At 61.9% G+C, this 22,786-nt stretch carries 19 protein-coding genes; 10 read left to right on the top strand and 9 right to left on the bottom strand.

The window, feature by feature from the left end:
* The 5 genes from AC1D06_RS05495 to AC1D06_RS05475 all read left to right on the top strand — a co-directional run bounded on the left by AC1D06_RS05495 (position 1) and on the right by AC1D06_RS05475 (position 3,953).
* Positions 1 to 477 (top strand): nuclear transport factor 2 family protein, encoded by a 477-nt coding sequence (locus AC1D06_RS05495; protein ID WP_477985467.1) that lies wholly within the window; start codon positions 1 to 3, stop codon positions 475 to 477.
* A 133-nt stretch (positions 478 to 610) separates the two neighbouring features.
* Positions 611 to 1,063, top strand: coding sequence for a CoxG family protein (locus AC1D06_RS05490; RefSeq protein ID WP_477985466.1), 453 nt, complete (start codon positions 611 to 613; stop codon positions 1,061 to 1,063).
* A 222-nt stretch (positions 1,064 to 1,285) separates the two neighbouring features.
* Entirely contained in the window at positions 1,286 to 1,615 is a 330-nt protein-coding gene (locus tag AC1D06_RS05485) for an XdhC family protein (protein WP_477879105.1), read from the top strand.
* Entirely contained in the window at positions 1,615 to 2,322 is a 708-nt protein-coding gene (locus AC1D06_RS05480) for an XdhC family protein (RefSeq protein WP_477985465.1), read from the top strand. Before AC1D06_RS05485 ends, AC1D06_RS05480 begins: the two co-directional genes overlap by 1 nt.
* Positions 2,319 to 3,953 (top strand): NTP transferase domain-containing protein, encoded by a 1,635-nt coding sequence (locus tag AC1D06_RS05475; protein ID WP_477985464.1) that lies wholly within the window; start codon positions 2,319 to 2,321, stop codon positions 3,951 to 3,953. Before AC1D06_RS05480 ends, AC1D06_RS05475 begins: the two co-directional genes overlap by 4 nt.
* A gap of 266 nt (positions 3,954 to 4,219) precedes the next feature.
* On the opposite strand, the gene AC1D06_RS05470 is transcribed toward AC1D06_RS05475, so the two are convergent.
* A complete protein-coding gene (locus AC1D06_RS05470) occupies positions 4,220 to 6,781 on the bottom strand; it encodes a GcvT family protein (RefSeq protein ID WP_477985463.1) in 2,562 nt (853 codons plus the stop codon).
* A 258-nt stretch (positions 6,782 to 7,039) separates the two neighbouring features.
* Between AC1D06_RS05470 and AC1D06_RS05465 the strand changes: the two genes are divergently transcribed.
* A complete protein-coding gene (locus AC1D06_RS05465; protein WP_477985462.1) occupies positions 7,040 to 9,079 on the top strand; it encodes an NAD(+) synthase in 2,040 nt (679 codons plus the stop codon).
* A gap of 195 nt (positions 9,080 to 9,274) precedes the next feature.
* Positions 9,275 to 9,922 (top strand): ThuA domain-containing protein, encoded by a 648-nt coding sequence (locus tag AC1D06_RS05460; protein ID WP_477985461.1) that lies wholly within the window; start codon positions 9,275 to 9,277, stop codon positions 9,920 to 9,922.
* A gap of 12 nt (positions 9,923 to 9,934) precedes the next feature.
* Here the strand turns inward: AC1D06_RS05460 and AC1D06_RS05455 are convergent, their stop codons facing one another.
* The 4 genes from AC1D06_RS05455 to AC1D06_RS05440 form a co-directional block, all read right to left on the bottom strand.
* A complete protein-coding gene (locus AC1D06_RS05455) occupies positions 9,935 to 11,002 on the bottom strand; it encodes a lysylphosphatidylglycerol synthase transmembrane domain-containing protein (protein ID WP_477985460.1) in 1,068 nt (355 codons plus the stop codon).
* Positions 11,003 to 11,187: 185 nt separating this feature from the next.
* Positions 11,188 to 11,847 carry a peroxiredoxin gene (locus AC1D06_RS05450; protein ID WP_477879112.1) on the bottom strand — a complete coding sequence of 220 codons (660 nt, stop codon included), beginning with the start codon at positions 11,845 to 11,847 and terminating at the stop codon, positions 11,188 to 11,190.
* Between the two features lie 178 nt (positions 11,848 to 12,025).
* Positions 12,026 to 13,099, bottom strand: a complete 1,074-nt coding sequence (locus AC1D06_RS05445; protein WP_477985459.1) for an alkene reductase — start codon at positions 13,097 to 13,099, stop codon at positions 12,026 to 12,028.
* Between the two features lie 78 nt (positions 13,100 to 13,177).
* Positions 13,178 to 13,555 carry a winged helix-turn-helix transcriptional regulator gene (locus tag AC1D06_RS05440; protein WP_477985458.1) on the bottom strand — a complete coding sequence of 126 codons (378 nt, stop codon included), beginning with the start codon at positions 13,553 to 13,555 and terminating at the stop codon, positions 13,178 to 13,180.
* Between the two features lie 217 nt (positions 13,556 to 13,772).
* On the opposite strand from AC1D06_RS05440, the gene AC1D06_RS05435 reads away from it, so the two are divergent.
* Positions 13,773 to 14,696: an alpha/beta fold hydrolase gene (locus AC1D06_RS05435; RefSeq protein WP_477985457.1), complete on the top strand. Its 924-nt coding sequence runs from the start codon at positions 13,773 to 13,775 to the stop codon at positions 14,694 to 14,696.
* 4 nt (positions 14,697 to 14,700) lie between these two features.
* Here the strand turns inward: AC1D06_RS05435 and AC1D06_RS05430 are convergent, their stop codons facing one another.
* From AC1D06_RS05430 to AC1D06_RS05420, 3 genes are all read right to left on the bottom strand, one after another.
* On the bottom strand, positions 14,701 to 15,438 hold the full coding sequence (locus AC1D06_RS05430; RefSeq protein ID WP_477985456.1) for a hypothetical protein: 738 nt from the start codon (positions 15,436 to 15,438) through the stop codon (positions 14,701 to 14,703).
* 137 nt (positions 15,439 to 15,575) lie between these two features.
* On the bottom strand, positions 15,576 to 16,985 hold the full coding sequence (locus tag AC1D06_RS05425) for an RtcB family protein (protein WP_477985544.1): 1,410 nt from the start codon (positions 16,983 to 16,985) through the stop codon (positions 15,576 to 15,578).
* 1,146 nt (positions 16,986 to 18,131) lie between these two features.
* The gene (locus tag AC1D06_RS05420) at positions 18,132 to 19,688 is read right to left on the bottom strand and encodes an RNA-binding protein (RefSeq protein ID WP_477985455.1); all 1,557 of its coding nucleotides are present in this window, start codon (positions 19,686 to 19,688) and stop codon (positions 18,132 to 18,134) included.
* A gap of 206 nt (positions 19,689 to 19,894) precedes the next feature.
* Here AC1D06_RS05420 and AC1D06_RS05415 point away from each other — a divergent pair, with 206 nt between their 5' ends.
* Positions 19,895 to 20,107 carry a hypothetical protein gene (locus AC1D06_RS05415; RefSeq protein WP_477985454.1) on the top strand — a complete coding sequence of 71 codons (213 nt, stop codon included), beginning with the start codon at positions 19,895 to 19,897 and terminating at the stop codon, positions 20,105 to 20,107.
* A 71-nt stretch (positions 20,108 to 20,178) separates the two neighbouring features.
* On the opposite strand, the gene AC1D06_RS05410 is transcribed toward AC1D06_RS05415, so the two are convergent.
* Positions 20,179 to 20,601, bottom strand: a complete 423-nt coding sequence (locus AC1D06_RS05410) for a hypothetical protein (protein ID WP_477879118.1) — start codon at positions 20,599 to 20,601, stop codon at positions 20,179 to 20,181.
* Positions 20,602 to 21,135: 534 nt separating this feature from the next.
* Between AC1D06_RS05410 and rtcR the strand changes: the two genes are divergently transcribed.
* Positions 21,136 to 22,749: an RNA repair transcriptional activator RtcR gene (gene rtcR / locus AC1D06_RS05405; protein WP_477985453.1), complete on the top strand. Its 1,614-nt coding sequence runs from the start codon at positions 21,136 to 21,138 to the stop codon at positions 22,747 to 22,749.
* Positions 22,750 to 22,786: the final 37 nt, after the last annotated feature.

The following is a 22,786-nucleotide window of genomic DNA, read 5'->3' as shown; positions in this document are numbered from 1 at the left end:
ATGGAAGCTGAACGTCCGCCTCTGCCGCCTTTCACCGATGCCGAAAGTGCGGCGAAAAAAGTCCGCCTGGCCGAGGATGCCTGGAACAGCCGTGACCCCGAACGGGTGTCGCTCGCCTATACGCCGGACAGCCGTTGGCGCAACCGCGACCTGTTCATCAATGGCCGCGCGGAGATCCGCGACTTTCTCGCCGCGAAATGGGCGAAGGAGCTCGACTATCGCCTGATCAAGGAATTGTGGGCCTATACAGGCGATCGCATCGCCGTGCGCTTCGCTTATGAATGGCATGACAACGAGGGCCGCTGGTTTCGCAGCTATGGCAACGAGAACTGGGAATTCGATGAGCGGGGCCTGATGAAGCGCCGCCATGCCAGCATCAATGACTTCGCGCTCAAGTCGGATGCGGAAAGGTTGTTTCACTGGCCGCAAGGGCGTCGTCCGGACGACCATCCGTCGCTCAGCGATCTCGGCCTCTGACTGCCCGCGCGGCGACATGCCGGGCGGAAGGGTCTGCTTGTCTGCCCGTCGCCACCGCCTATATCTTCTAGGCCGAAGAGCGCCCTGCGACCGCACGGGATTTCAGCGTGGAAGAGCGACGGGAGAATGCGGGATGGACATTACTGGAAGCGAGACGATCCCGGCGCCGCTCGAAGTCGTCTGGCGGGCGCTCAACGATCCCGGACTCCTCAAACAGTGCATTCCCGGCTGCGAGGCTCTCGACTGGACATCCGACACGACACTGAATGCGACGCTGGTGGTGAAGTTCGGCCTGATCAAGGTGCGGTTCGAAGGCACGATCGAGCTTTCTAATCTCAAGCCGCCGCATTCCTACACCATTGCCGCCCAAGGCAAAGGCGGGCTCATGGGATTCGCGAAGGGCTCGGCCGACGTGACGTTGACGGGCGAGGGACCCGATACGACCGTGCTGACCTATATTGCCGGAGGTGACGTTGGCGGCAAGATTGCGCAACTGGGCAGCCGTTTGGTCAGTGCCGTGACGAGCAAACTTGCCGAGCAGTTTTTTGCCAAATTGTCCGCCAAGGCGGCGGGAAGCGTTGCGTAGTGGCTTCAAATTCAAGCCAGGCGTTGCTATATGGAATTATACGGAGGGTGCCTCCGGAATGATGAATGTCTGATATGAATTTTGCCGATCGTTCGGAAACGATGCCGCGGCCTTGCGCCTTGCGAAGGACATGCCCAAGCATTTCATTCATTCCGCGATTTGCTATCGTCCTCGCCGCGGCCGCGTCTCGGCTGCGATCTCAGCTATAGTCGGGAGTGCGCCATGACACGACCATCCGATAGTCTCGATCCACTTGCGATTGCCGAGGCCTGGAAGGCTGGTGGGCGCGAAGTGGCGATCGCCACGGTCATCGAAACCTGGGGCTCGGCGCCGCGTCCGGCCGGCAGCCATCTGATCGTCGACAGGGACGGCAATTTCGAAGGCTCGGTGTCCGGCGGCTGCGTCGAGGGCGAAGTGATTTCGGAGGCGGGGGACATCATCGCCTCGGGCCGGCCGAAAATGCTGGAATTCGGCGTCGCCGACGAAACGGCCTGGCGCGTCGGCCTATCCTGCGGCGGGCGCATTCGCGTCTATGTCGAAAGGCTCGACTGATGCAGCAGGCTCTGTTGACGCGTCTGAATGCTGCCCGTGCAGCGCGAGAGGCTGTGGTGCATGTGATCGATCTTGCTGCTGGCGAGAGCCGGATCATCGCCGAAGACGAGATTGTCGACGATGTGCTGGTTTCAGCAGTTTCGGCGGCGTTCCGCTCGGGCAGCGCCGGCACCATTGAGGCCGATGGCCGTTCCTTCTTCCTCAATCCCTACCTGCCGCCGGTTCGGATCGTGGCAATCGGCGCGGTGCATATCAGCCAGGCGCTGGCGGCGATGGCGACGCTGGCCGGCTTCGATATCCGCATCATTGATCCGCGCACCGCCTTTGCCACCCCGGAACGTTTTGCCGGATTCGAACTGATCGCCGACTGGCCGGCGGACGTCTTGCAGGAGCATCCGCTCGACCGCTATTCCGCGCTGGTCGCGCTCACCCATGATCCGCGGATCGACGACCACCCGCTCGTCGCGGCACTGACGGCCGGCTGCTTCTATGTCGGCGCGCTCGGCAGTCGCAAGACGCATGCCAAGCGGCTGGAGCGGTTGGCAAATGAAGGTATGTCGGAAGCAGATCTGGCGCGCATCCATGCGCCGATCGGCTTCGATATCGGCGCGGCGAGCCCAGCCGAAATCGCTGTATCGATCCTCGCCGAAATCATCCAGGCACTGAGGCGGCCGGAAGGTGCAGGCCAGGGAAGGCGCGGGCTATGATTTTCGGCGATCTGCCACTGCGTGAAGCCCAGGGCGCCATCCTTGCGCATGCCGTCAGGCTGGCGGACCGGCAGTTTCCCAAGGGTCACGTGCTGACGGAGGTGGATCTCGATGCGCTCAGGTCGAGTGCTGTCGAAAGCGTCATTGCTGCACGCCTCGATCCCGGCGATCTTTCCGAGGATGAGGCCGCGGCAGCTTTGGCCGCTGCGATTGCGTCCGATCATCTGCGTTTTTCCGAGGCGGCGACGGGCCGGGTCAACATCTATGCCGGCGTCAACGGCCTGTTCACCGCGGACCGCGAGGTCATTGACCGGTTGAACCGCATCGACCCGGCGATGACGCTGGCCTGTCTGGCAGATCGGTCGGTGGTACAGGCCGGCGCCATGGTGGCGACATTCAAGATCATTCCGCTCGCCGTGCCGCGCGACAAGGTCGAGTGGGCAAAGGATATTCTCGGCTCCTCGCCGCCCTTCCAGGTCCAGCCCTTTGCCGCGCATTCGGTTTTCCTCGTGGCAACCGAGCTGCCATCGCTAAAGCCGTCGGTCATGGACAAGACGGCGCGGGTTCTGGCGCAGCGGCTTCAGCCGTCCGGCAGCCGCCTCATTCAGGAAGTGCGCGTGCCGCATGAGACTGCGCCGGTGGCAGAAGCGATCGAGACGGCGATGGCGGTGCCGGGGTATGCGCGCAAGCTCATCATCGTATTTGGCGCCTCGGCCGTGATCGATCCTGCGGATGTCATCCCGGCAGCGATCCGGCAGGCGGGCGGCGAGGTCATCCGGGTCGGCATGCCGGTCGATCCGGGCAATCTCCTGGTGCTCGGCCGGATCGGCGACGTGCCGGTGATCGGTGCGCCGGGCTGCGCCCGCAGCCCGAAGGAAAACGGTTTTGATTGGGTGATGGACAGAATCCTTGCCGGCGACATGCCGACATCAGATGATATCAGTGGTTTGGGCGTCGGAGGACTGCTGATGGAAATACAGACGAGGCCGCGGCCGCGTGAGACGGCGGAAAAGCCGCTGCAGCAGATTTCGGTTGCCGTCGTGCTGCTGGCAGCCGGTCGGGCGAGCCGCATGGGCGAGGGCGGGTCGCACAAGCTACTGGCGGAATTCGATGGCGTGCCGTTGATCCGCAGGGCAGCGGAAAATGCGCTGGCGAGCGGCGCGGGTTCTGTAACGGTGGTGACCGGCTATCGCGACAGCGAGATCGCTGCGGCGCTTGGGGCGCTGGAGATCAGTCTGACGCACAATCCAGACTATGCCGCGGGCATGGCGGGGTCGCTGATTGCCGGTTTTTCGACAGCCGAGGCACGGGCGGCGGATGGCGTGCTGGTCATGCTGGCCGATATGCCGCGCGTCACGGCCGACAGCCTGAAGCTCCTGATGGCTGCTTTCCGCGAGGCGAGCGGGAAGGCAATCGTCCGTGCGGTCTCGCAGGGCAAGCGTGGCAACCCGGTGATACTGCCGGTTTCGCTGCATGACGAGGTGATGCGGCTTGAGGGCGATGTCGGGGCGCGTCACATTATCGAGACATCGGGGCTGGCGGTGATCGATGTCGATATCGGTGATGCGGCACATCTCGATGTCGATACGCCGGAGGCGGTGCTTGCCGCCGGTGGGGTGCTGAAGGGGTAGCCAGAGGCGACGGCGTATTGATGAGAATGTCGCGCCATCGGCGATCTGCCCCTCATCTGCCTGCCGGCATCTTCTCCCCGTAGAATGGGGAGAAGGGACTTGCGGCGCCGTTCCCGTCCCTCTCAAACGTCTACCGAATGCGTTTCGCTGCGGCAAACTTGGAGCGGATTCCCTCGCCCCGTTTACGGGGAGAGGGTTAGGGTGAGGGGCAGCGTCAAACGCTGAAGCTTGTGAAAAGCTGCGCCAGGCACTGAAGCTGGTAAGCCTCAGCTCCGCGGCTTCAAATTCTCCGGATCGTAGATCGGCTTGTAGCCCACCCCAACCACTTCCACCGGATACGTCTCGGCGAAATACTCGACATTCAGCTTGCGGCCGACCTGGCAATGCGACCAGGGCAGATAAGCGAGCGCGATATTCTTGCCGACCGTCGGGCCGAAGGCGATCGAGGTCGTGTAGGAGCGGCGGCCGAGTTCGTCGACCAGGACATTGCTGGTCTCGGGATCGATCACCGGCAGTGAGCCGACCGGGTAGCGGGCGACGCCGTTCTTGTCGGTATTCTCGGTCATGACCAGGGTGCACAGCATGGCCGGCTGGTGATCGCGGGCCTTGTATTCGAGATGCTTGGCCTTGCCGCGGAAATCGACATCCTTGACCTTCGGACGCGCCAAATCGCTTTCGATCAGGTTGTACTGGGTCAGGAGGTCAGCGTTCTGCAGGCGCAGGCTCTTTTCCATGCGGCGGGAATTGGCATAGGTTTCGACGCCGAAGGCCATGACGCCGGTGGCGCGCAGTGCGTCCCAGACGGCGAGGCCGTCCTCGTATTTCATATGCAGTTCCCAGCCCTGTTCGCCGACATAGGAAATGCGGAAGGCGCTGACCGGCTTGCCGGCGATCTCGATCTGCTTGATCGCAGCGAAAGCGAAATTTTCGAGATCGAGGCCAGCCGGATCGGCAACGACCTTCTTCAGCGTGGCGCGGGCATTCGGACCCCAGATGCCGATGGTGATGTACTTCTCCGACACGTCGGTGACGGTAACGTCGAAACCCTTGTCCTCGGCGATGCGCTTGACATAGTGGAAGTCGCGCGGGCCGGCATCGGCGCCGTCGACGACGCGGATGCGGTCGGCCATGCGGAAGGCGGTGAAGTCGGCGCGGACCATGCCCTCGTCGTCGAGGAAGTGGGTATAGATGCCCTTGCCGATATTGGCATCACCGCCGATTTTCGCGGCGCAGAGCCATTCCAGCAGCTCGACATGGTCAGGACCTTCGACGTCGAACATGTAGAAATGGCTGAGGTTGACGATGCCGCAATCCTCGCTCATTGCCAGATGTTCGGCATTCGAGACGCGCCAGAAATGGCGGTTGTCCCATTCGTTTGCCCGCACCGGAACGCGGTTGCCGTATTTCTCCAGAAGGTGCTCGTTGGCGGCGTAGCCATGGGACCGTTCCCAGCCGCCAAGCTCCATGAAATGGCCGCCGAGCTCCTTCTCGCGCTCGTAGAAGGGCGAGCGCTTGGCATTGCGGCTGCTGGCATAGGGCTCGCGCGGATGCACGGCCGGGAAATAGATTTTTTGCGCGGCTTCGAAGCTGCGGCCGTGGATGAATTCTTCGGTCAGCTGGTGCGGGTAGAAGCGCGAATAATCGATGCTGTTATGGTCGATTTCGGTGCGGCCGTCGGTCATCCAGTCGGCGATCAGCTTGCCGTAGCCAGGGCCGTCCTTGACCCAGATGGCGACGCAATACCAGAGGCCGCGAACCTTCTGGCTCTCGCCGCAGGACGGGCCGCCGGCGGCGGAGACCTGCAGCAGGCCGTTGAAGGAATGGCCCTCGTTATAGCCGAGTTCGCCGAGGATCGGGGTCAGTTCCATTGCTCGTTCGAGAGGCTCGATGATCTGGTCCATTTCCAGGTCGCGCTGCGACGGCGACAGGCGGGATTCGTGCTTTTCGAGGATTTCGCGCGGATGGCAGAGGCGCGGATTGTTCGCCTCGTAATAACCCCATTCGATCTGGCCGCCTTCGGCCGTGGTCGGGTCGCCGGTGTCGCGCATATAGGCGGAGTTGCCCTGGTCGCGCAGCAGCGGATAGCCGATTTCCTTGCCGGTGCCGGCGAATTCGTTGAACGGACCGAAGAAGGTGAGCGGATGGTCGACCGGCATGACCGGCAGGTCTTCTCCGACCATGGCCGCGATCAGGCGGCCCCAGATGCCGGCGCAGACGATGACATGATCCGCCATGATCGTGCCGCGATGGGTGACGACGCCCTTGATATGGCCGTTCTCGACGATCAGTGATTGCGCCGCTGTGTTGGCGAAGACTTTCAGCTTGCCGGATTTCTCGGCCGTGTCGATCAGCTTGCCGGCGACCGTCTGCGAGCGTGGAATGACGAGGCCGGCATCGGGGTCGAACATGCCGCCCATGACCTGGTCCTGCTCGATCAGCGGGAAGAGCTTCTTGATTTCTTCCGGCGAGACGAGATGGGCGCGGGTGCCGAAAGCCTTGGCTGACGTCACCTTGCGCTTGATCTCTTCCATCCAGGTGTCGTCGCCGGTGCGGGCGACTTCGAGGCCGCCGACGCGAGCGTAGTGGCCCATCTTCTCATAGAAATCGATCGAATACTGGGTGGTCCAGACCGACAGGTAGTCGTGGCTGGTCGTGTAGCAGAAGTCGGAAGCGTGGGCGGTGGAGCCGATATCGGTCGGTATGCCTGATTTGTCGATGCCGACGATGTCGTCCCAGCCGCGTTCGATCAGGTGGTGGGCGATCGATGCGCCGACGATACCGCCCAGACCGATGATGACCACTTTCGCCTTCTGAGGAAATTCTGCCATTCTTGTAACCCCGTGTGATGTTGGCGACAATCTTAGGGCTTGCGACGTCGCAATTGAAGCCTGTCTGCGACATTCTCAAAAGGCTGCACGACGGGCGGCATTGCCGTCGTGCAAAACTGCGGTTTGTGTCTCGCGCATGGCCAGTGCCGCCGGCCGGTACTGGCATTCTCTTGCAAAATGTTGCATCCACGTCGGGGGATCGAGCAGGAGCAACTGATCCCGCCGATCGTCTGTCGGACTGCCAGGATGGGGAAGCGCATGTTTCATTCTCTCTACAGCCACGATTTCATTCGCATCATGGCTTATGTGCCGCGCGGCGCGGTCAGCGATCCCGCCTTTGCGGCAAACGAAGTGCTGGAGGGTGCTGCGAAAGGCGCTGCCGAACATGCAGCCCTGGTGCTCTTTCCCGAACTTACCCTGTCATCCTATTCGATAGACGATCTCCTGCTGCAGGATGTGTTGCTCGAAGAGGTCGAGCGGCAGATCGCCCGGATCGTCGATGCGTCGAAAAAGCTGTTTCCGGTGCTGGTGATTGGGGCGCCGCTCCGCGCGCTCGGCAGCCTCTTCAACACGGCGGTGATCATTCATCGCGGCGAAATCCTCGGTGTCGTGCCGAAAAGCTATCTGCCGAACTATCGCGAATTCTACGAGCGCCGGCATTTCAAGTCCGGGGCCGGAGTGACAGGCGAGATGATCGCGGTCGCCGGTCGTGACGTGCCGTTCGGCACGGACCTGATCTTCGCCTCGTCCGGCTCGGCAAAGTTCACCTTCCATGCCGAGATTTGCGAGGATTTCTGGGTGCCGATGCCGCCGTCGTCGCGGGCCGCCCTGGCCGGGGCCGAAATCCTGCTCAACCTGTCGGCCAGCAATATCACCATCGGCAAGGCCGAGACGCGCCGGCGGCTCTGCGAAAGCCAGTCGTCGCGGGCAATCGCGGCCTATGCCTATTCCGCTGCGGGACCGGGCGAATCGACGACCGACCTCGCTTGGGACGGCCAGGCCGAAATTTTCGAAATGGGCAATCAGCTTGCTTCGACCAATCGCTTTTCCTGGCAGCCGGAGGCGGCGATTGCCGATATCGACGTCGGACGCCTTCGCCAGGAGCGGATGCGGACCAACACTTTCGGCGATACCGTCAGCAACGAGATTGGCGCCGCGCCGGCTTTCCGGACAATGACCTTTGCGCTCGATGTGCCGTCCGAGCCGGTTGCTCTGCGGCGACCTATCGAACGCTTCCCCTATGTTCCGTCCGACCCGAAGCGGCTCGCCGAGGATTGCTACGAGGCCTACAATATCCAGGTCCAGGGCCTTGCCAAGCGGCTCAAGGCGACGGGCATGAAACATGCCGTCATTGGCGTGTCGGGCGGCCTCGATTCCACCCATGCGCTGATCGTTACGGCGCGCGCCATGGATCTGATCGGCCTCGATCGCTCCGGCATCCTTGCCTATACGCTTCCCGGCTTTGCGACTTCGGAAGGCACCAAGAGCAATGCCTGGGCGCTGATGCGCGCCATCGGCGCCACGGCGGAAGAGATCGATATCAAGCCCGCGGCGCGGCAGATGCTGGCCGATATGGGCCATCCCTTCGCCGAGGGCAAACCGGTCTACGACGTGACATTCGAAAACGTCCAGGCGGGGCTGAGGACCGACTATCTCTTCCGGCTGGCCAACCGGCACAACGCGCTGGTGGTCGGCACCGGCGACCTCTCCGAACTCGGCCTCGGCTGGTGCACCTTCGGCGTCGGCGATCACATGTCGCATTATAACGTCAACGGCTCGGTGTCGAAGACGCTGATCCAGCACCTGATCCGCTTCGTCGCGGCCTCCGGCGATTTCGATGAACGAACCGGCGAATTGCTGCGGATGATCCTGGCGACGGAGATTTCGCCTGAACTTGTGCCGGCGGAGCCGGGTCAGCAGATCCAGTCCACCCAGGCGATCGTCGGCCCCTATGCGCTGCAGGATTTCAATCTCTACTATCTGACGCGCTTCGGTTTCCGGCCATCGAAGATCGCCTTCCTTGCGCTTGCCGCCTGGCGGGATATCAACGAGGGCAATTGGCCGTCGGGCCTGCCGGAAAGCGACTACAGGGCTTATACCTTGGCCGAGATCAAGCATTGGCTCGGCCTGTTCCTCCGGCGCTTCTTTGCCAACCAGTTCAAGCGCTCGACGCTACCCAATGGCCCGAAGATCACTTCGGGCGGCTCGCTTTCGCCGCGTGGCGACTGGCGGATGCCGTCGGATGCAAGTGCGGCGCTGTGGCTGAAGGAGCTCGCCGAGAATGTGCCGGATGCGTGAGCAAGAGGTCTGATGTGGCCCTTTAAGCAGTTTAACCGCGCTTGCAGACTTTGGCGGCGCGAAGCGCCGGGCGAATTGTAGCAGCCGTCACGTCTCGCCGAGGGTTGACCTCGGGCGCGAACCGTTCATTTATGCCTCACCGCGTCTCCCGGTTTGATCAGGGAGGCGCCAAGCAGGCAGTGGAGGAGAATGCGAATGTCGAAGAAGGCATTGATCGCCTGGGGCGGCTGGGAAGGCCACACACCGGAACGCAGCGCCGGTATCGTCCGGAACATGCTGGAAAGGCACGGATTCGCGGTGGCGCTCAGCCAAGGGACGGCGCTGTTCGCTAACCCCGAGCTTACAAGCTACGACCTGATCGTGCCGATGATCACCATGTCGACGATCGAAAAGCCGGAACTGCAGAATCTTACCGCAGCGGTGCGTAGCGGTTCGGGCCTGGCCGGCTTTCACGGCACGATGGGCGACAGTTTCCGCAACGAGCCGGATTATCAGTTCATAACCGGCGGGCAATGGGTCGCCCATCCCGGCAATATTATCGATTATCGCGTCCATGTGACCAGGCCGGACGATCCGGTGATGCAGGGCATCGGCGATTTCGATTACCACTCCGAGCAGTATTACATGCACACCGACCCGAGCAACGAGGTGCTGGCGACCACGACCTTCACCGACGAGCATTTCCCCGGCATCGGCGGCGTGGTGATGCCGGTGGTGTGGAAGCGGAAATATGGCGAGGGCCGCGTGTTCTACAGCGCGCTCGGCCATACCGCCGATGAGTTCGCGGTGCCGCAGATGGCGATGCTGTTCGAGCGCGGCCTGCTCTGGGCTGCGAGAGACTGAGGCCGGCGGAGATTATTTGCCCGGCGTCTGGACCATGGAGTCCTTGGGGCGAAGACGGTTTTCCCGCAGCAGCAGCCAGATGCCTGGGATCATCGGCACCCAGAAGGTCAGCCCGCGGACGATCAGCGTGGCCGCGAGCGCGCCTTCGGTGCTGGCACCGAGCGCGTGCAGCATGGCGGTGGATGTTGCCTCAAAAGTTCCCAGCCCGAGCGGGATCGGCGCCACGGTCGCCACCACGGAAGCGAGCATGAAGCTCGAATAGGCGTTGGCGAAGGTCACGGGCGCGCCGACGCCATGCGAGATGCAATAGAGCGTGCCGGCATCCAGCAGGAAGACCGCGGCCTGCAGCAGGATGGTTTCGCCGATGACGCGGGTGTTGCGGGTGAATTCCATTTTCACCTGCTCCATCAAATGCGGCAGGCGATCGATGAACGACCATTTGAGCATGAATTTCGGCAGCAGCTTGTGTCCAGACCATGCGGTCATCAGGATCAGCCCGCCGACAAAGCTGATCATCAACACGAAAGCGATGAAGGTCGCCAGCCAGACGCCGGTGAGATCGCCGTGCAGCCAGAGCAGGCCGAAGGCGACCAGTCCGGTGATCAGATAGGCCGAATAGTAGGAAACCGCGCCGATCAGCAGTGCCGCCGTGCCGACCGAGGAGGGAACACCGCGCAGGGAAAGCCCGCGAACGACCACAAGCGTGCCGCTCAGGCCGCCGGTCGGCAGCGCCTGATTGACGAAGAGCTCGATTACCGAGAGGCGGAACAGGGCGGAAAAGCGGTAATGCACTTTCGAATTGGCCAGCGCCAGCGACCATGTGGCGGCGACACAGATATAGGTCCCGACCTGAAGCGCAATGGCCGGCAGCAGCCAGGCGAGCTTTGTCGCGTAGACGGCCTTGAGGAAGGCTTTGATATCGCCGAAATGCAGGGTCAGCGCCACAAGCGCGCCGAGCGCGGCCAGCCCGATCGTCCAGCCGACGATCATGCTGGGCACGGAGACCTTCAGGCCGGTGCCTTCGGTGACGTCGGAGAGGTAGGAGTGCGAGGTGCTGCCGTGTCTTATATCGTCAGCCAAACTGAAGCTCCCCGCTCGAAATCGGCCCTTTGATGGGCTCGGACGTCAACGCGGCACTATCGAAAATATCAGCATGAATCAAGGGTGCTCGATGCGCCCGGGTCGTGGATAGCTAAACGGACCGCCCATGGCGGCCCGTCACACGCGTCCATAAGTGATTGTTCGGCGCGTCGCGCCGAAAATGGTCAGGCCTGCGGCTGCTTGGTCTTGCGCAGGTAGGGCAGGATGGTGTCGTAGGAGCCGAAGCGCTTGACCGCGTCCTCGTTCGACACGGCCGCGGTGATGATCACGTCTTCGCCCTGCTTCCAGTTGGCCGGCGTCGCCACCTGGTGCTTGGCGGTCAGCTGCATGGAATCGACGGCGCGGAGAATCTCATCGAAATTGCGGCCGGTGGTCATCGGATAAGTCAGCATCAGCTTGATTTTCTTGTCGGGGCCGATGACGTAGACGGAGCGGACCGTGGCATTGTCGGCCGGCGTGCGGCCTTCCGATGTCTCGCCCGCTTCGGCCGGCAGCATGTCGTAGAGCTTGGCGACCTGCAGGTCCTTGTCGCCGATCAACGGATAGCCGACATCGAAGCCCGTCGCGACCTTGATGTCCTGCTGCCACTTGTCATGGCTGGTCACCGGATCGACGGAAATGCCGATGATCTTGACGCCGCGCTTGCGGAATTCGCCCTCGAGGCCGGCCATAGTGCCAAGCTCGGTGGTGCAGACCGGGGTGAAATTCTTCGGGTGGGAGAACAATATGGCCCAGCCGTCGCCGATCCAGTCGTGAAAATGGATCGTACCCTGGGTGGTTTCGGCGGTGAAATCGGGGGCGGTCTGATTGATGCGTAGCGTCATGGTCCGAACTCCGTGTGAGGCTGGGGTAGTTCACAGACTAGTTAAACGGCCGTTTATATCGAGGCAAGTCTTTCCGATGACGAGCAACTGTCGGAATAGAATTGCGCGACCCCGATCCTAATAGAAAATTCTGTGGCGGGATATGGCTTTATACCACATCCCGCCAGCACGATGGCCGTCAGGCGGCGACAGCCGTTTCGAGCGTCGGATAGTCATTATAGCCCGTCGCATCGCTGGTGTAGATCGTCGCGCCGTTGAGCGGGTTGAGTTCGGCGCCCTGCCGGAAGCGCTCGACGAGATCAGGATTGGCGATATAGAGCCGGCCGAAGGCGGCGGCATCCGCCGAGCCATTCTCGACCGCCTGCTCGGCAATCTCCTTGGTCAGGCCATCATTGACGATATAAGCGCCCTTGAACTTTTCACGCACAGCAGGACCGATCAGCGCACGATCGCCGACAAGCGCTTCGCGGGCGAAGATGAAGGCGATATGACGGGCGTTAAGCTGCTCGGCGACATAGGTGAACAGCGCGACTGGATCGGAATCCTGCATGTCGTAGGAGCTCGACATCAGGTTGAGATGCACGCCGACGCGGTCGGCCGGCCAGACGGTCAACACCGCATCGAGCGCTTCGAGCAGCAAGCGGGCGCGGTTTTCGATCGAGCCGCCATAACGGTCGGTGCGCTTGTTGGAGCCGTCGTGCAGGAACTGGTCGAAGAGATAGCCATTGGCGGAATGCAGTTCGACGGCGTCGAAGCCGGCGCGCTTGGCATTCTCGGCGCCCTTGCGGAAATCTTCGACAATGCCGGCGATCTCGTCGGTTTCGAGCGCGCGCGGTACTTCATAGGGCTTGGGTGGGCGGACGGTGCTGACATTGCCGTTGATGGCAATCGCGCTCGGGGCAACCGGCTGGCGGCCATCAAGATAGAGCGGGTCGGAGACACGGCCGACATGCCAGAGCTGCGAGACGATGCGACCGCCTGCGCCATGCACCGCCTTGACGACATGGGCCCAGCCGTCGACCTGCTTGTCCGACCAGAGGCCGGGCGTGTTGGGATAGCCGACGCCCATCGGCGTGACTGAGGTGGCTTCGGTGAGGATCAGGCCGGCATCGGCGCGGGAGGCATAGTGTTCGGCCTGCATCGGGCCGACGGCGCGCTCGTCAAAGGCGCGCATGCGGGTGAGCGGCGCCATGACGATGCGGTTGGGCAGATGCAGCGCACCGATCTGAATAGGATCGAACAAAGTTGGCATAGCAGTCCCTTTCTGTGGTTGGGGTTCGCTTGGGAGGAGGGTGGTTCGGGGTAGCGCCGAGGCGGCGCTGGCGGGTAATCAGTCGGAAGGCTTGTCTTCCGGACATGATGTCGCGACACGATGCTTGCAGTCGCAATCGGGTAGGGCGTGCTTGTTGCCCCAGGCAATGAAGGCTTCGAGCACCGGCCGGAAATCGTGGCCTGCATCGGTGAGGATATATTCGAAGCGGGGCGGCCGGTCGTTGTACTGACGGCGCTCGAACATGCCTTCCCCGACCAGCTGGTTGAGCCGGCGTGTCAGCGTGTTGGTGCCGATGCCGAGATTCTTCTGGAACTCGTCGAAACGGGTCTTGCCGCGATAGGCATCACGCAGGATCAGAATACTCCACCATTCGCCGACCTTGTCCAGGCTGCGGGCGATCGGGCATGCCATGTCCTCGAAGCTCTTGTGATCCATCGTGGCGTTCCCGGGTGGGATAGGTTGCTTCCGTTATGGAAGTAGGTAGGGAGGTCACTTCCACGATGCAAGTCACGATCTTGTGCATTGCGAAAATTTTTGACGGAGCACCCTTTCGTGAGCCATCTGATCGACGGATGTCGTCGTAGCGAACCTTCCTTGCCATCTGATGGCTTGCTTCTCGATCGCCTATGTCGTCATCTCCGGGTGAATTTCGTTGCGTGGAAGTTCGCGCGGCGGGACGGGACCGCGTCAGGCGTTCGAGAGGCTGAAGACGATCATGCACTATTTCAGTACGGAAGACGGAACCAGGCTCGCCTATCGGGATGAGGGACAGGGCGTGCCGATCCTGGCGCTCGCCGGCCTGACCCGCGATGCGCGGGATTTCGACTATCTGCAGCCGCATCTCACCGGCATACGGCTCATCCGTCTCGACAGCCGGGGCAGGGGCGCCTCGAACTGGGCAGATCCGGCCACCTATACTGTGGCGCAGGAGACCAAGGATGTCCTGGCGCTGCTCGATCATCTCGGCCTCGCATCCGTTGCCATCATCGGCAGCTCGCGCGGCGGGCTCATCGGCATGGTTATCGCGGCCACCGCGAAGCAGCGCCTGATTGGGCTTTGCCTCAATGATGTGGGTCCGGAGCTCGATCGGAACGGCCTCGAACGGATTGGCGCCTATGTCGGCATACGCCCAATCGGCCTCATGCCGGAAGCCGCCGCCGAGCAGCTTGCGTTGGCGTCGTCGGGCTTCGACAATGTTCCGATGTCGCGCTGGCAAGAAGAGGCGGATCGCCGCTTTGTCGCCAAGGTCGATGGCGTCGACCTGACCTATGACCCGGCATTGCGGGATGTCTTCGTCGCGTCGATGGCAGCTCCCCCTGTCGATCTCTGGCCGTTGTTCGACGCCTGCGTAGGTCTGCCGCTAGCTTTGATCCGCGGCGCCAATTCCGACCTGCTCGCGGCCGGGACGGCGCGGCAGATGCGCGAGCGGCGGCCCGACATGCTGTTTGCCGATGTTCCGGACCGGGCGCATATTCCGTTTCTCGACGAACCGGAGGCGCTCGCTTGTATCCACAGCTGGATCGGCCTTTTACCCTCATCTGGAGGCTTGTCGCAGAGCCAGGACGTGGAGGTTTAGGCCGCTATCCCAGAAACAGAAAATCGCCCTTGCCGAGGTCGTGGATATCGACGTGCTTGAAGACCAGCACGTCGCCATGGCCCGCGTCGAACCACGTGTCCTTGCCATGAGCCTCCAGCAAGTGCTGGACAGAATTGAAGCTTTTGACGCTGTCGAAACCGAAGAGCTCGACGACGTCGTGGCCTTTGCCGCCGGCGGTAAAATCGGTGATAGTATCCGTGTCGTCGCCCTTGCCGAAGATAAACGTATCCTTGCCGCCGTTGCCGGTCAGCTGGTCGTTTCCCGCATTGCCGTTGAAAAGATCTGCGAAATCGCTGCCGTAGAGTTTATCGGCCCCGCGGTCACCGATGAAACTGAGATGGGCGCCGCCGAAGCGGCCCGAGAGTGCGAGCACGAGGTTGTTGGGCGTCAACCAGGCCGCCGAGTCGACCGCGGCCCCGCCATAGGTGTTCAGCTGATCTGCCGATACGGTGAAGGTGCCGAGCTTGGTTCCGCCGCCGAGGCCGTCGTCAGCGAAGAGCGTCGCGCTGGTGACGATTCCGCTCCAATCGAACCCGAGGCTTTGGTTGAAGTCGGATCCCTGGAAAACGATCGAATAATCCTGGCCTTTGTAGGTAAATTCGATGTCCGCCGTTGTTTCGGCGGGGTTGGCAAAGTGCGGCGCCACCAAAAGCATGCTGGGAAAAAAGAAACGCGTGTCGAGCCCGTCTTTGGATGCTTCAAACGTGATCTGCGTCGTCATTGCCGCCTCCCGGTGAAGATGTATGGAGGCTACTGAAAATCTTAACTTAAGCAATGCTTAAAATAACGCCCCGCGATGGCGATGAACGCGCAGCATGAGGCAGCGGCGAATGCATCGCACCCGCCGCCGCCAAGCTTTCACCCGCGATTTTTCTTCTTCCGCCAAGGCGCATCCTTCTGCCAGTCGCCGGCCATGATCGAGCCGAACGGGATGACCTCATCGACCACTTCGGCAAGGCCGAATTCGTCGATCTGGGCACGCACCGCCGCGGCGTTCTTGTAGGCCGTGGGCAGTTCCGACACGTCGGGCACGCCGGTGAAGAAGCGCACGTCGAGACCCTGCGTTTCCCGCGCCATGATCGCAGCGATGTTGTTGTCGCTGAGCCCACGGCTGTCGGCGCCGAATTCCGCCGCAAGCCGGCGGATATGGCCGGTTCGCGAAAAATTCCGGCCGGCACCGTGTGGCGAGAAGCCCAGGCCATGGGCGGTGTCGCGGCCACGCACGATCAGGATCGGTTCCGCCATGTTGAGCGGAATGATCGTCAGATCGGTCGCGTCTTCGGCCCAGCCGTCGAACGCGGGTGTCGCACCCTTGCCGTGGTAGAACAGCCCATCCGACTTGCGGAAGACGAAGTTGTGTTCGTTCCAGAAGCGGTCGGACACTTTCGCGCTGAGGCTCTCCGCCGTCATGTCGTGGATGGCGAAGTGGTTTTCCTTCGTCCACTGGCGGATCGCCTGCAGTGCCGCCCAATAGGTTTCGCCCTCCTCGGTGTCTGCCGGGATCCAGGCATTGTCGCGCAGGGTTTCCGGCGACAGCAATTCGCGGAACTTGTTGGCGACCTTCGTGCCGCGATCGTAGAGCCGGGCGCCGGGCGCACGCGATCCATGATGCGTGACGAGTGCCGTCTCGCCGGTCGACTTCATCTGGCCGACATAGGCGAAATGGTTGCCGTCGCCCTGGGTGGCGAAGTGCTCGATGCTGGTCCAGATTATGTCCTTGAGGTAGCGGTTTTCCTGGAACGCCGTCAGCATCTCGGTCGAGGGCCGCAGCTGCGCACCGCGCGGCCGGCCGCCGGGACCGAAATGCGTCACCCTGTGCACGGCGTCGAGCAGCGCCGCGGGCTCGGTCCCCGGAAAGATCGAGATCGCCATGGAGCAGCAGATATCGGCCGAATGCATGCCCGGATGGATGGCTTCCGATGCCACCACGCCGCCCACAGGGATCGTGCCGATCGGGCCGGATGGGCAGGCATCGGGCATGATCGCCGCGGCTTTGACCATCGGCGTGCGCGTCAGCGCCCGCATGGTCGCGGTGACGTTTTCGACATTCTGCTGCTCGTGCTCGTTTTCGGCGCGGATGTTGACATGGATCGGCACGTCGCCGGCATGCTGGAGCGGCAGCGTCGGCGCGGGCTGATAGGCGCGTGCCGTGTCGAGCGCATCCGCATTCGAACCGCCGTCACCAAGCACCTTGTTAGCAGCCTCCAATGCCGGGCGGAACCACTTGCCCTGGGGCATGCCGGCATTTATGAGATCCTGTCCGCTCATTACCTCGATCATCTTCTTTTCTGCTTTTGCAGTCCTTCTGTTCTGTTGCACCCTAAGCCCGGGCGACGAGGATTTATCCGAGACCAACGCACCGCACGCATTCCGCTTTCGCGGCGCTATGCGGCCCCTGTAGTCCAACGGACGGCATTCGCCCGGTATTCTCCATTCTCCACCAAACCCGGCGACGACGGGTGACAGGACGGTTTCCTGAGCTACGCATTCCCTGGTCGGGAACCGGGATGTGTCGAACATCCGCCTCTCCCTTGCGGGAGCGCTCTATCCTGTAGTCCTGCCGGCATTCGCCGGGGGTATTCCATAATCTCAGCCTCGGCGACGAGGCGGGACCGGACGCTTTTACTTGGCCACGCATCCGACAGGATCGGATGCGGGGTGACTTGAACACCCGTCTCCCCAGCAGGGCGTGGGGCGCCTTACCTGTAGTCCGATCGGCATTCGCCGAGATAGTCTTTGGCAGCGGCGACGAGAATGGACGAAACAGGATGGCCCCGCTCATGCCAGAGAGCGCCGCCAAGGGGAGGAGTCGAACCTCGCCAGGCCATCCACGGTGGGCTGTAGTTTCGTCCGGCATTCGCCGCTAAGAGGTCATGGCGACGAGAATTGTCGGAAACATTTGCTTCTGCTCTACCGTCTGAGCTACGGGTCCGATTGGCGGCCCCGGCGGGAGTCGAACCCGCGACCTGAAGGGTGGATGTAGTTTCCGGCGCATTCGCCATGCGTATTCACAATTCTCCTTCTCTATAGTCGCTTCACGGCGACGAGGTTTCAAGGAAACATCTCCCGCTACCATTTTAATATGGTGCCTTATGACAGCACCATGCAGGATTCGAACCTGCCGCGGCTATGGAGTTTCCTTGGCATTCGCCATGCGTATTCAAATTCACGAGACCCCGGCAACGAGGTTTGGAGAAACGTCCCGCTCTATCCACTGAGCTACGGGCCCATATCGCAAGACATGGCGGGCCCGACGGGATTCGAACCCGCGACCTGGGGATTAACAGTCCTGTAGTTTCTCCGGCATTTGCCGAGGTCGTCCCCGCGCCGTTCACGACACGGCGCGGGGCTTTGGCTCTTTGTTTTTACGCAATTCCGGACGCAAAACCGCGCAACACTTTTGCTGGAATTGCTTTAGAATTCGACCGCCTCGATCGTCTTCACCCAGTGATCGGCGCCGTTCCTGCCCGCGGCAAAATCGGCGATCGTGGCGAAGACGGCATCCGAGAAGCCGCCGACATTGAGCACATCCGGACCCGCCGCTGCCGGCGTGGTCGCGTAGGGCTGTATATCGAGGCAGACGAGCCGCGCCTCAGGATTGAGCCGCTTGATGCGAGCCCATTCCATCATCATGGCCGTCGCCTGGCTCTGTCCGCGCGCATCCATCCAGGACTGGTTGTCCGAGATGAACACGACGAGATCGACCTTGGCGCGTTCGTCCGCCAGCTTTTTCAGCGGCGCGGAGCAATTGGTTCCGCCGCCGCCGATGCTGGCGAGCCGTGCCGCATTGGTCATCACCGTGTCGCGCCGGTTGAGATCGACGCGAACCACGTCGTTCTCAAACGGCAGGATCCTGGCGTCCGGGCTACGCCGCAGCATGGAAGCGGTCATCAGGCCGGCGACGTCGATGCAACGCACTGCGGATGTCGCGCCGCGGCGGTGACCGGTGATCGGCGAGCTCATCGAACCCGACACGTCGGGGCAGAGGACCACGCGTCCCAGCACCTTCGGCACGTTGCCGATGGCGACTTCCATCGCATCCTGCAACGCATACTTGACGCACGCGGGCACGGTGGCATCCGTCATCGTCCACGCCACCATCAGCTGGTAGGGGAAGACGCGGGCCTTGCGGATTTCCTCCGCATCGGCAAGCCGTGCCGCGACCATCTCGGCCATGCCGTCGACCTCGAACACGCCGTTGCGGGCAAAGGTGTTGAGGTTCTGGCGCAGCATCTGCCAGCCGCCCTTGCGGGCGATCTCGACCCAGTGCTCCCGCGTCAGCGGCAGCGAGGTCAAGAGCTGGAACGGCACGTCCGGCACGGACAGCGACTGGTCGCGCTTGAACGCCTCGAACGCCTTCACCAGATCCGGCAGAGCGGCATGATCATGCGGCCGGCCGATCGCCCAGGCATAGAGCGCGCGGCGCTCTTCGCTTGCGGGCTTCGGATGGACCATCTTGATCACGTCGGCGAGCGACGGGTCGTTGCCGACCATGGCACGCAGGATCTGTTCGGTGCTGGCGCGCTCGAGCCAGGCCTGGATCATCTTCTTCGGACGCGTTCCGAGCGACTTGCGGCCGGCGGCGCCGGAGCGCATCACGGCCACGAAACCGCGCAGCATCTTGCCGCTCTTGACCACGCGCGGAAAGGCACGGGCAAAGGCGTCGCTCTCAAGACCGGAGAGGATGGCGAGCAGCGTCACCGGCATATCCTTCATATGCCCGCTTTCGGCGGCATGGATCGCCACCTTGGCGAGGAATTCCGGCTCGACCTCGAGCGCCAGCGCCTTGACCGCTTCCAACTGTTCGGCGCCATCGGCGTAGAACGTGTGGTTGAACGTTCCGGTCACGGCATATTGCGCCAGCGCCTCGCGCGGACCCATCTTGTAGGACGCAGCGCCTTCGCGGTTCTTCGCATCGGTTCCCGGCAGCAGCTTGCCGATATAGCTTTTGAAGATTGCCTTGTTCACCATGGCACCACCTCTTCGGTTGTTGTGCCAGATACATTGCGAGCGGCGTGCCAGTTTTGCGGAATCAAGCTGAAAATCCCAAATAAAAGTATTAAACTATTGATTTAGAACATGAAAAATTTTCTGACCAAAATGATGGCAAAAACTGCTCGTCGGCGAGAGGCGAATATCTATAGCCACGCGTATAACGATTTATAGAAACTTATAAGATGAAGTGGCAGGTCGCCATTGGCATCCTCGGCGCGACGCTGGATCAGGACAAGAGCGGAGGATTGATGGAACTGCTGCCCGCCGAATGTCGGTCTCTGCCAGCAGCCCGCCCCGTCCGTCAGCCGGGCGGGGTGGGCTCTCATCGTCTGGATATGGATCAGAGCGCCAATGGCGCCGTCTTGGTGGTCATGCAACTGACGCACAAGCCTTGACTTACGCAAAAGCCAGGCTTTCCGCGGCCTTGGTAGACCTTCGAGCTTCGATGCCCATAGCGCAGCGCGTATCAGTGGAGGTATCCCGCCTCCCTCCTGATCCGCTTCATGGCATCGCTTGGATCGATCCTTTCAGCGTCTGTCGTCCCGTTCGTGTGCCGGACCGTGACCAGGATCGATTGTGACAGATCAAAGCCTTGCACGTTGATGAACTGGCCATCGGAGCCCACGATCGTGTAAATACGCAAGGGAGCCGTACCGTCCGACGTTCTGCCCTCCTGTTTATATTGGGGTATCACGGTACTCATGGGGCAATCCGTCGATGTTTCGTCAGCGCTGCATTTCACTGATCGTTGGGCGGCGATTTCGTCCATCAAATGGATGAATTCGCCGTAATCGCTTGCCCTTTTGTTTTCAGCCTTGATCCTTTTGTATTCACCGATCGTGATCGCTTTGATCAGGCCAATACCGACAGTTCTGATAAGCCATTCCATCGCAGTCTCCTTACGTTGAACGCCAATTCTCGAACAGTGAAAGTCAATCGCGCGCGTTTCGTGCAGTCATCGGCGAGCGATCAACGATCCGTGGCGGCTTCCGGCGATATCGAAAATCCATCCGGTGCGAGATCGGCACGGACCGATCGACGCCGCAAAGATGCGTGATCGACAGCGTTGGACCGGCCATGTGCAACAAAGAGATCATCGGGCACGGTGTTCGTCACGGATCTCACAGCAGGACGAGTGAGTTCGCAGTCGTATTCAGTCACAAAAAATTGAGGGAGAGTTCAGAGATAAAGAGCGGCGGGTTTTGGTGTCTCATATCTTGAATTTCCGCACCCATTTCGGCGGGCATCTCATGCCTCGACGCATTCAATGGCAAAAGGTGCGGGGATTCGCGCTTACGGATATTGAGCCCGCGGACGGCTGCACCTGGCGCAACCGCAGGCCAAGATGGCGGCAAGAATCCGCTTGTCGGCGAGGGGCGAGCATCTATAGTCCGCCGGATAGCAGTTTATAGGAAATTATAAAATGAAGCGGCGGGTCGTCATCAGCATTCTCGGCACGACGCTGGATCAGGGAAAGACCGAGGATCGCTGGCACCGCTGGCGGCCGAATGTCGGTCTCTGCCAGCAGCCCGGCCTGTTCATCGACCGGCTGGAGATCGTTCGCGACAATCGCGCAGCACCGCTGGGCAAACGCATCGTCAGCGATATCGAAATCGTCTCGCCGGCAACGATCGTGCGCGAGAATGTCATCGACCTGCGCGATCCCTGGGACTTTTCCGAGGTCTATACCAAGCTCCGCGATTTCGCCCGTGCCTATGTTTTCGATCCCGATACCGAGGACTATCTGGTCAACATCACCACCGGCACGCATGTGGCGCAGATCTGCTGGTTCCTGCTCACCGAGGCGCGCATCATCCCCGGCCGGCTCTTGCAGCTGTCGCCGCCGCGCGACCGCGAGCCGGACCAGGATTTCGCCGGCACCCATAAGATCATCGATCTCGACCTGTCGCGCTATGACGAGATCGCCACGCGTTTCGCCTCCGAGCGCGCCAGCGCCACCAGTTTCCTGAAATCCGGCATTTCCACCCGCAACCCCGCCTTCAACCGCATGATCGATGAGATCGAACGCGTGGTGATCCGCTCGACCGCGCCGGTGCTGCTGACCGGGCCGACCGGCGCGGGCAAATCGCAACTGGCAAGGCGGATTTTCGAGCTGAAGAAGTCGGAACGCAAGGTGACGGGCCAGTTCGTCGAGATCAACTGCGCCACCCTGCGCGGCGACCAGGCGATGTCGGCTCTGTTCGGCCATGTGAAGGGCGCGTTCACCGGCGCCTCGGGCGAGCGCGCCGGTTTGCTGAAATCGGCCGACAAGGGCGTGCTCTTCCTCGACGAGATCGGCGAGCTCGGGCTCGACGAACAGGCCATGTGCCTGCGCGCCATCGAGGAGAAGCGTTTTCTCCCCGTCGGTGCCGATCGCGAGACATCGGCCGATTTCCAGCTGATCGCCGGCACCAATCGCGATCTCGGCGAAGCGGTGCAGGCCGGCCGCTTCCGCGAAGACCTTTATGCTCGCCTCAATCTCTGGACCTTCCGGCTGCCGGCCCTGAAGGATCGCAAGGAGGACATCGAGCCCAATCTAGACTTCGAACTGCGCCGTTTCCTCGAGCGGGAAGGCCAGAACGTCACCTTCAACAAGGAAGCACGCGACCGCTACCTCGCCTTCGCCACCGGCCCGGACGCCGCCTGGAGCGCCAATTTCCGCGACCTCTCCGCCTCGGTGACCCGCATGGCGACACTGGCGCCGCAGGGGCGAATTACGACGGAGGTGGTGGATGGGGAGATTGGGCGGCTCAAGGCATTTTGGCATGGTTCGCAGAGAGACGAGGGAGCGGGGCTGCTGACGGATGTGCTTGGGGAAACGTCTGCGGCATCGCTCGACCGGTTTGATGCCGTTCAGCTCGCAGATGTCGTTCGCGTCTGCCGTGCCCAGCCTTCGGCCAGTGCTGCGGGCCGGGCGCTGTTTGCGAGCTCGCGGCTGGATAAGAAGAGCAGCAATGATGCCGACCGGCTGGTGAAATACCTAGCGAGGTTTGGGTTGCGGTTCGAGGATATTCAGGTGAGGACGGATTTGGGATGAGCTGCGCAGACCAAGTCAATCTGATGAGCGCAATTGC

It is taken from the genome of Rhizobium sp. P2_G2 (genome assembly GCF_056403555.1).
Note: the sequence above shows the minus strand (reverse complement) of the source record. Positions and strands in the feature narration are given on the sequence as shown.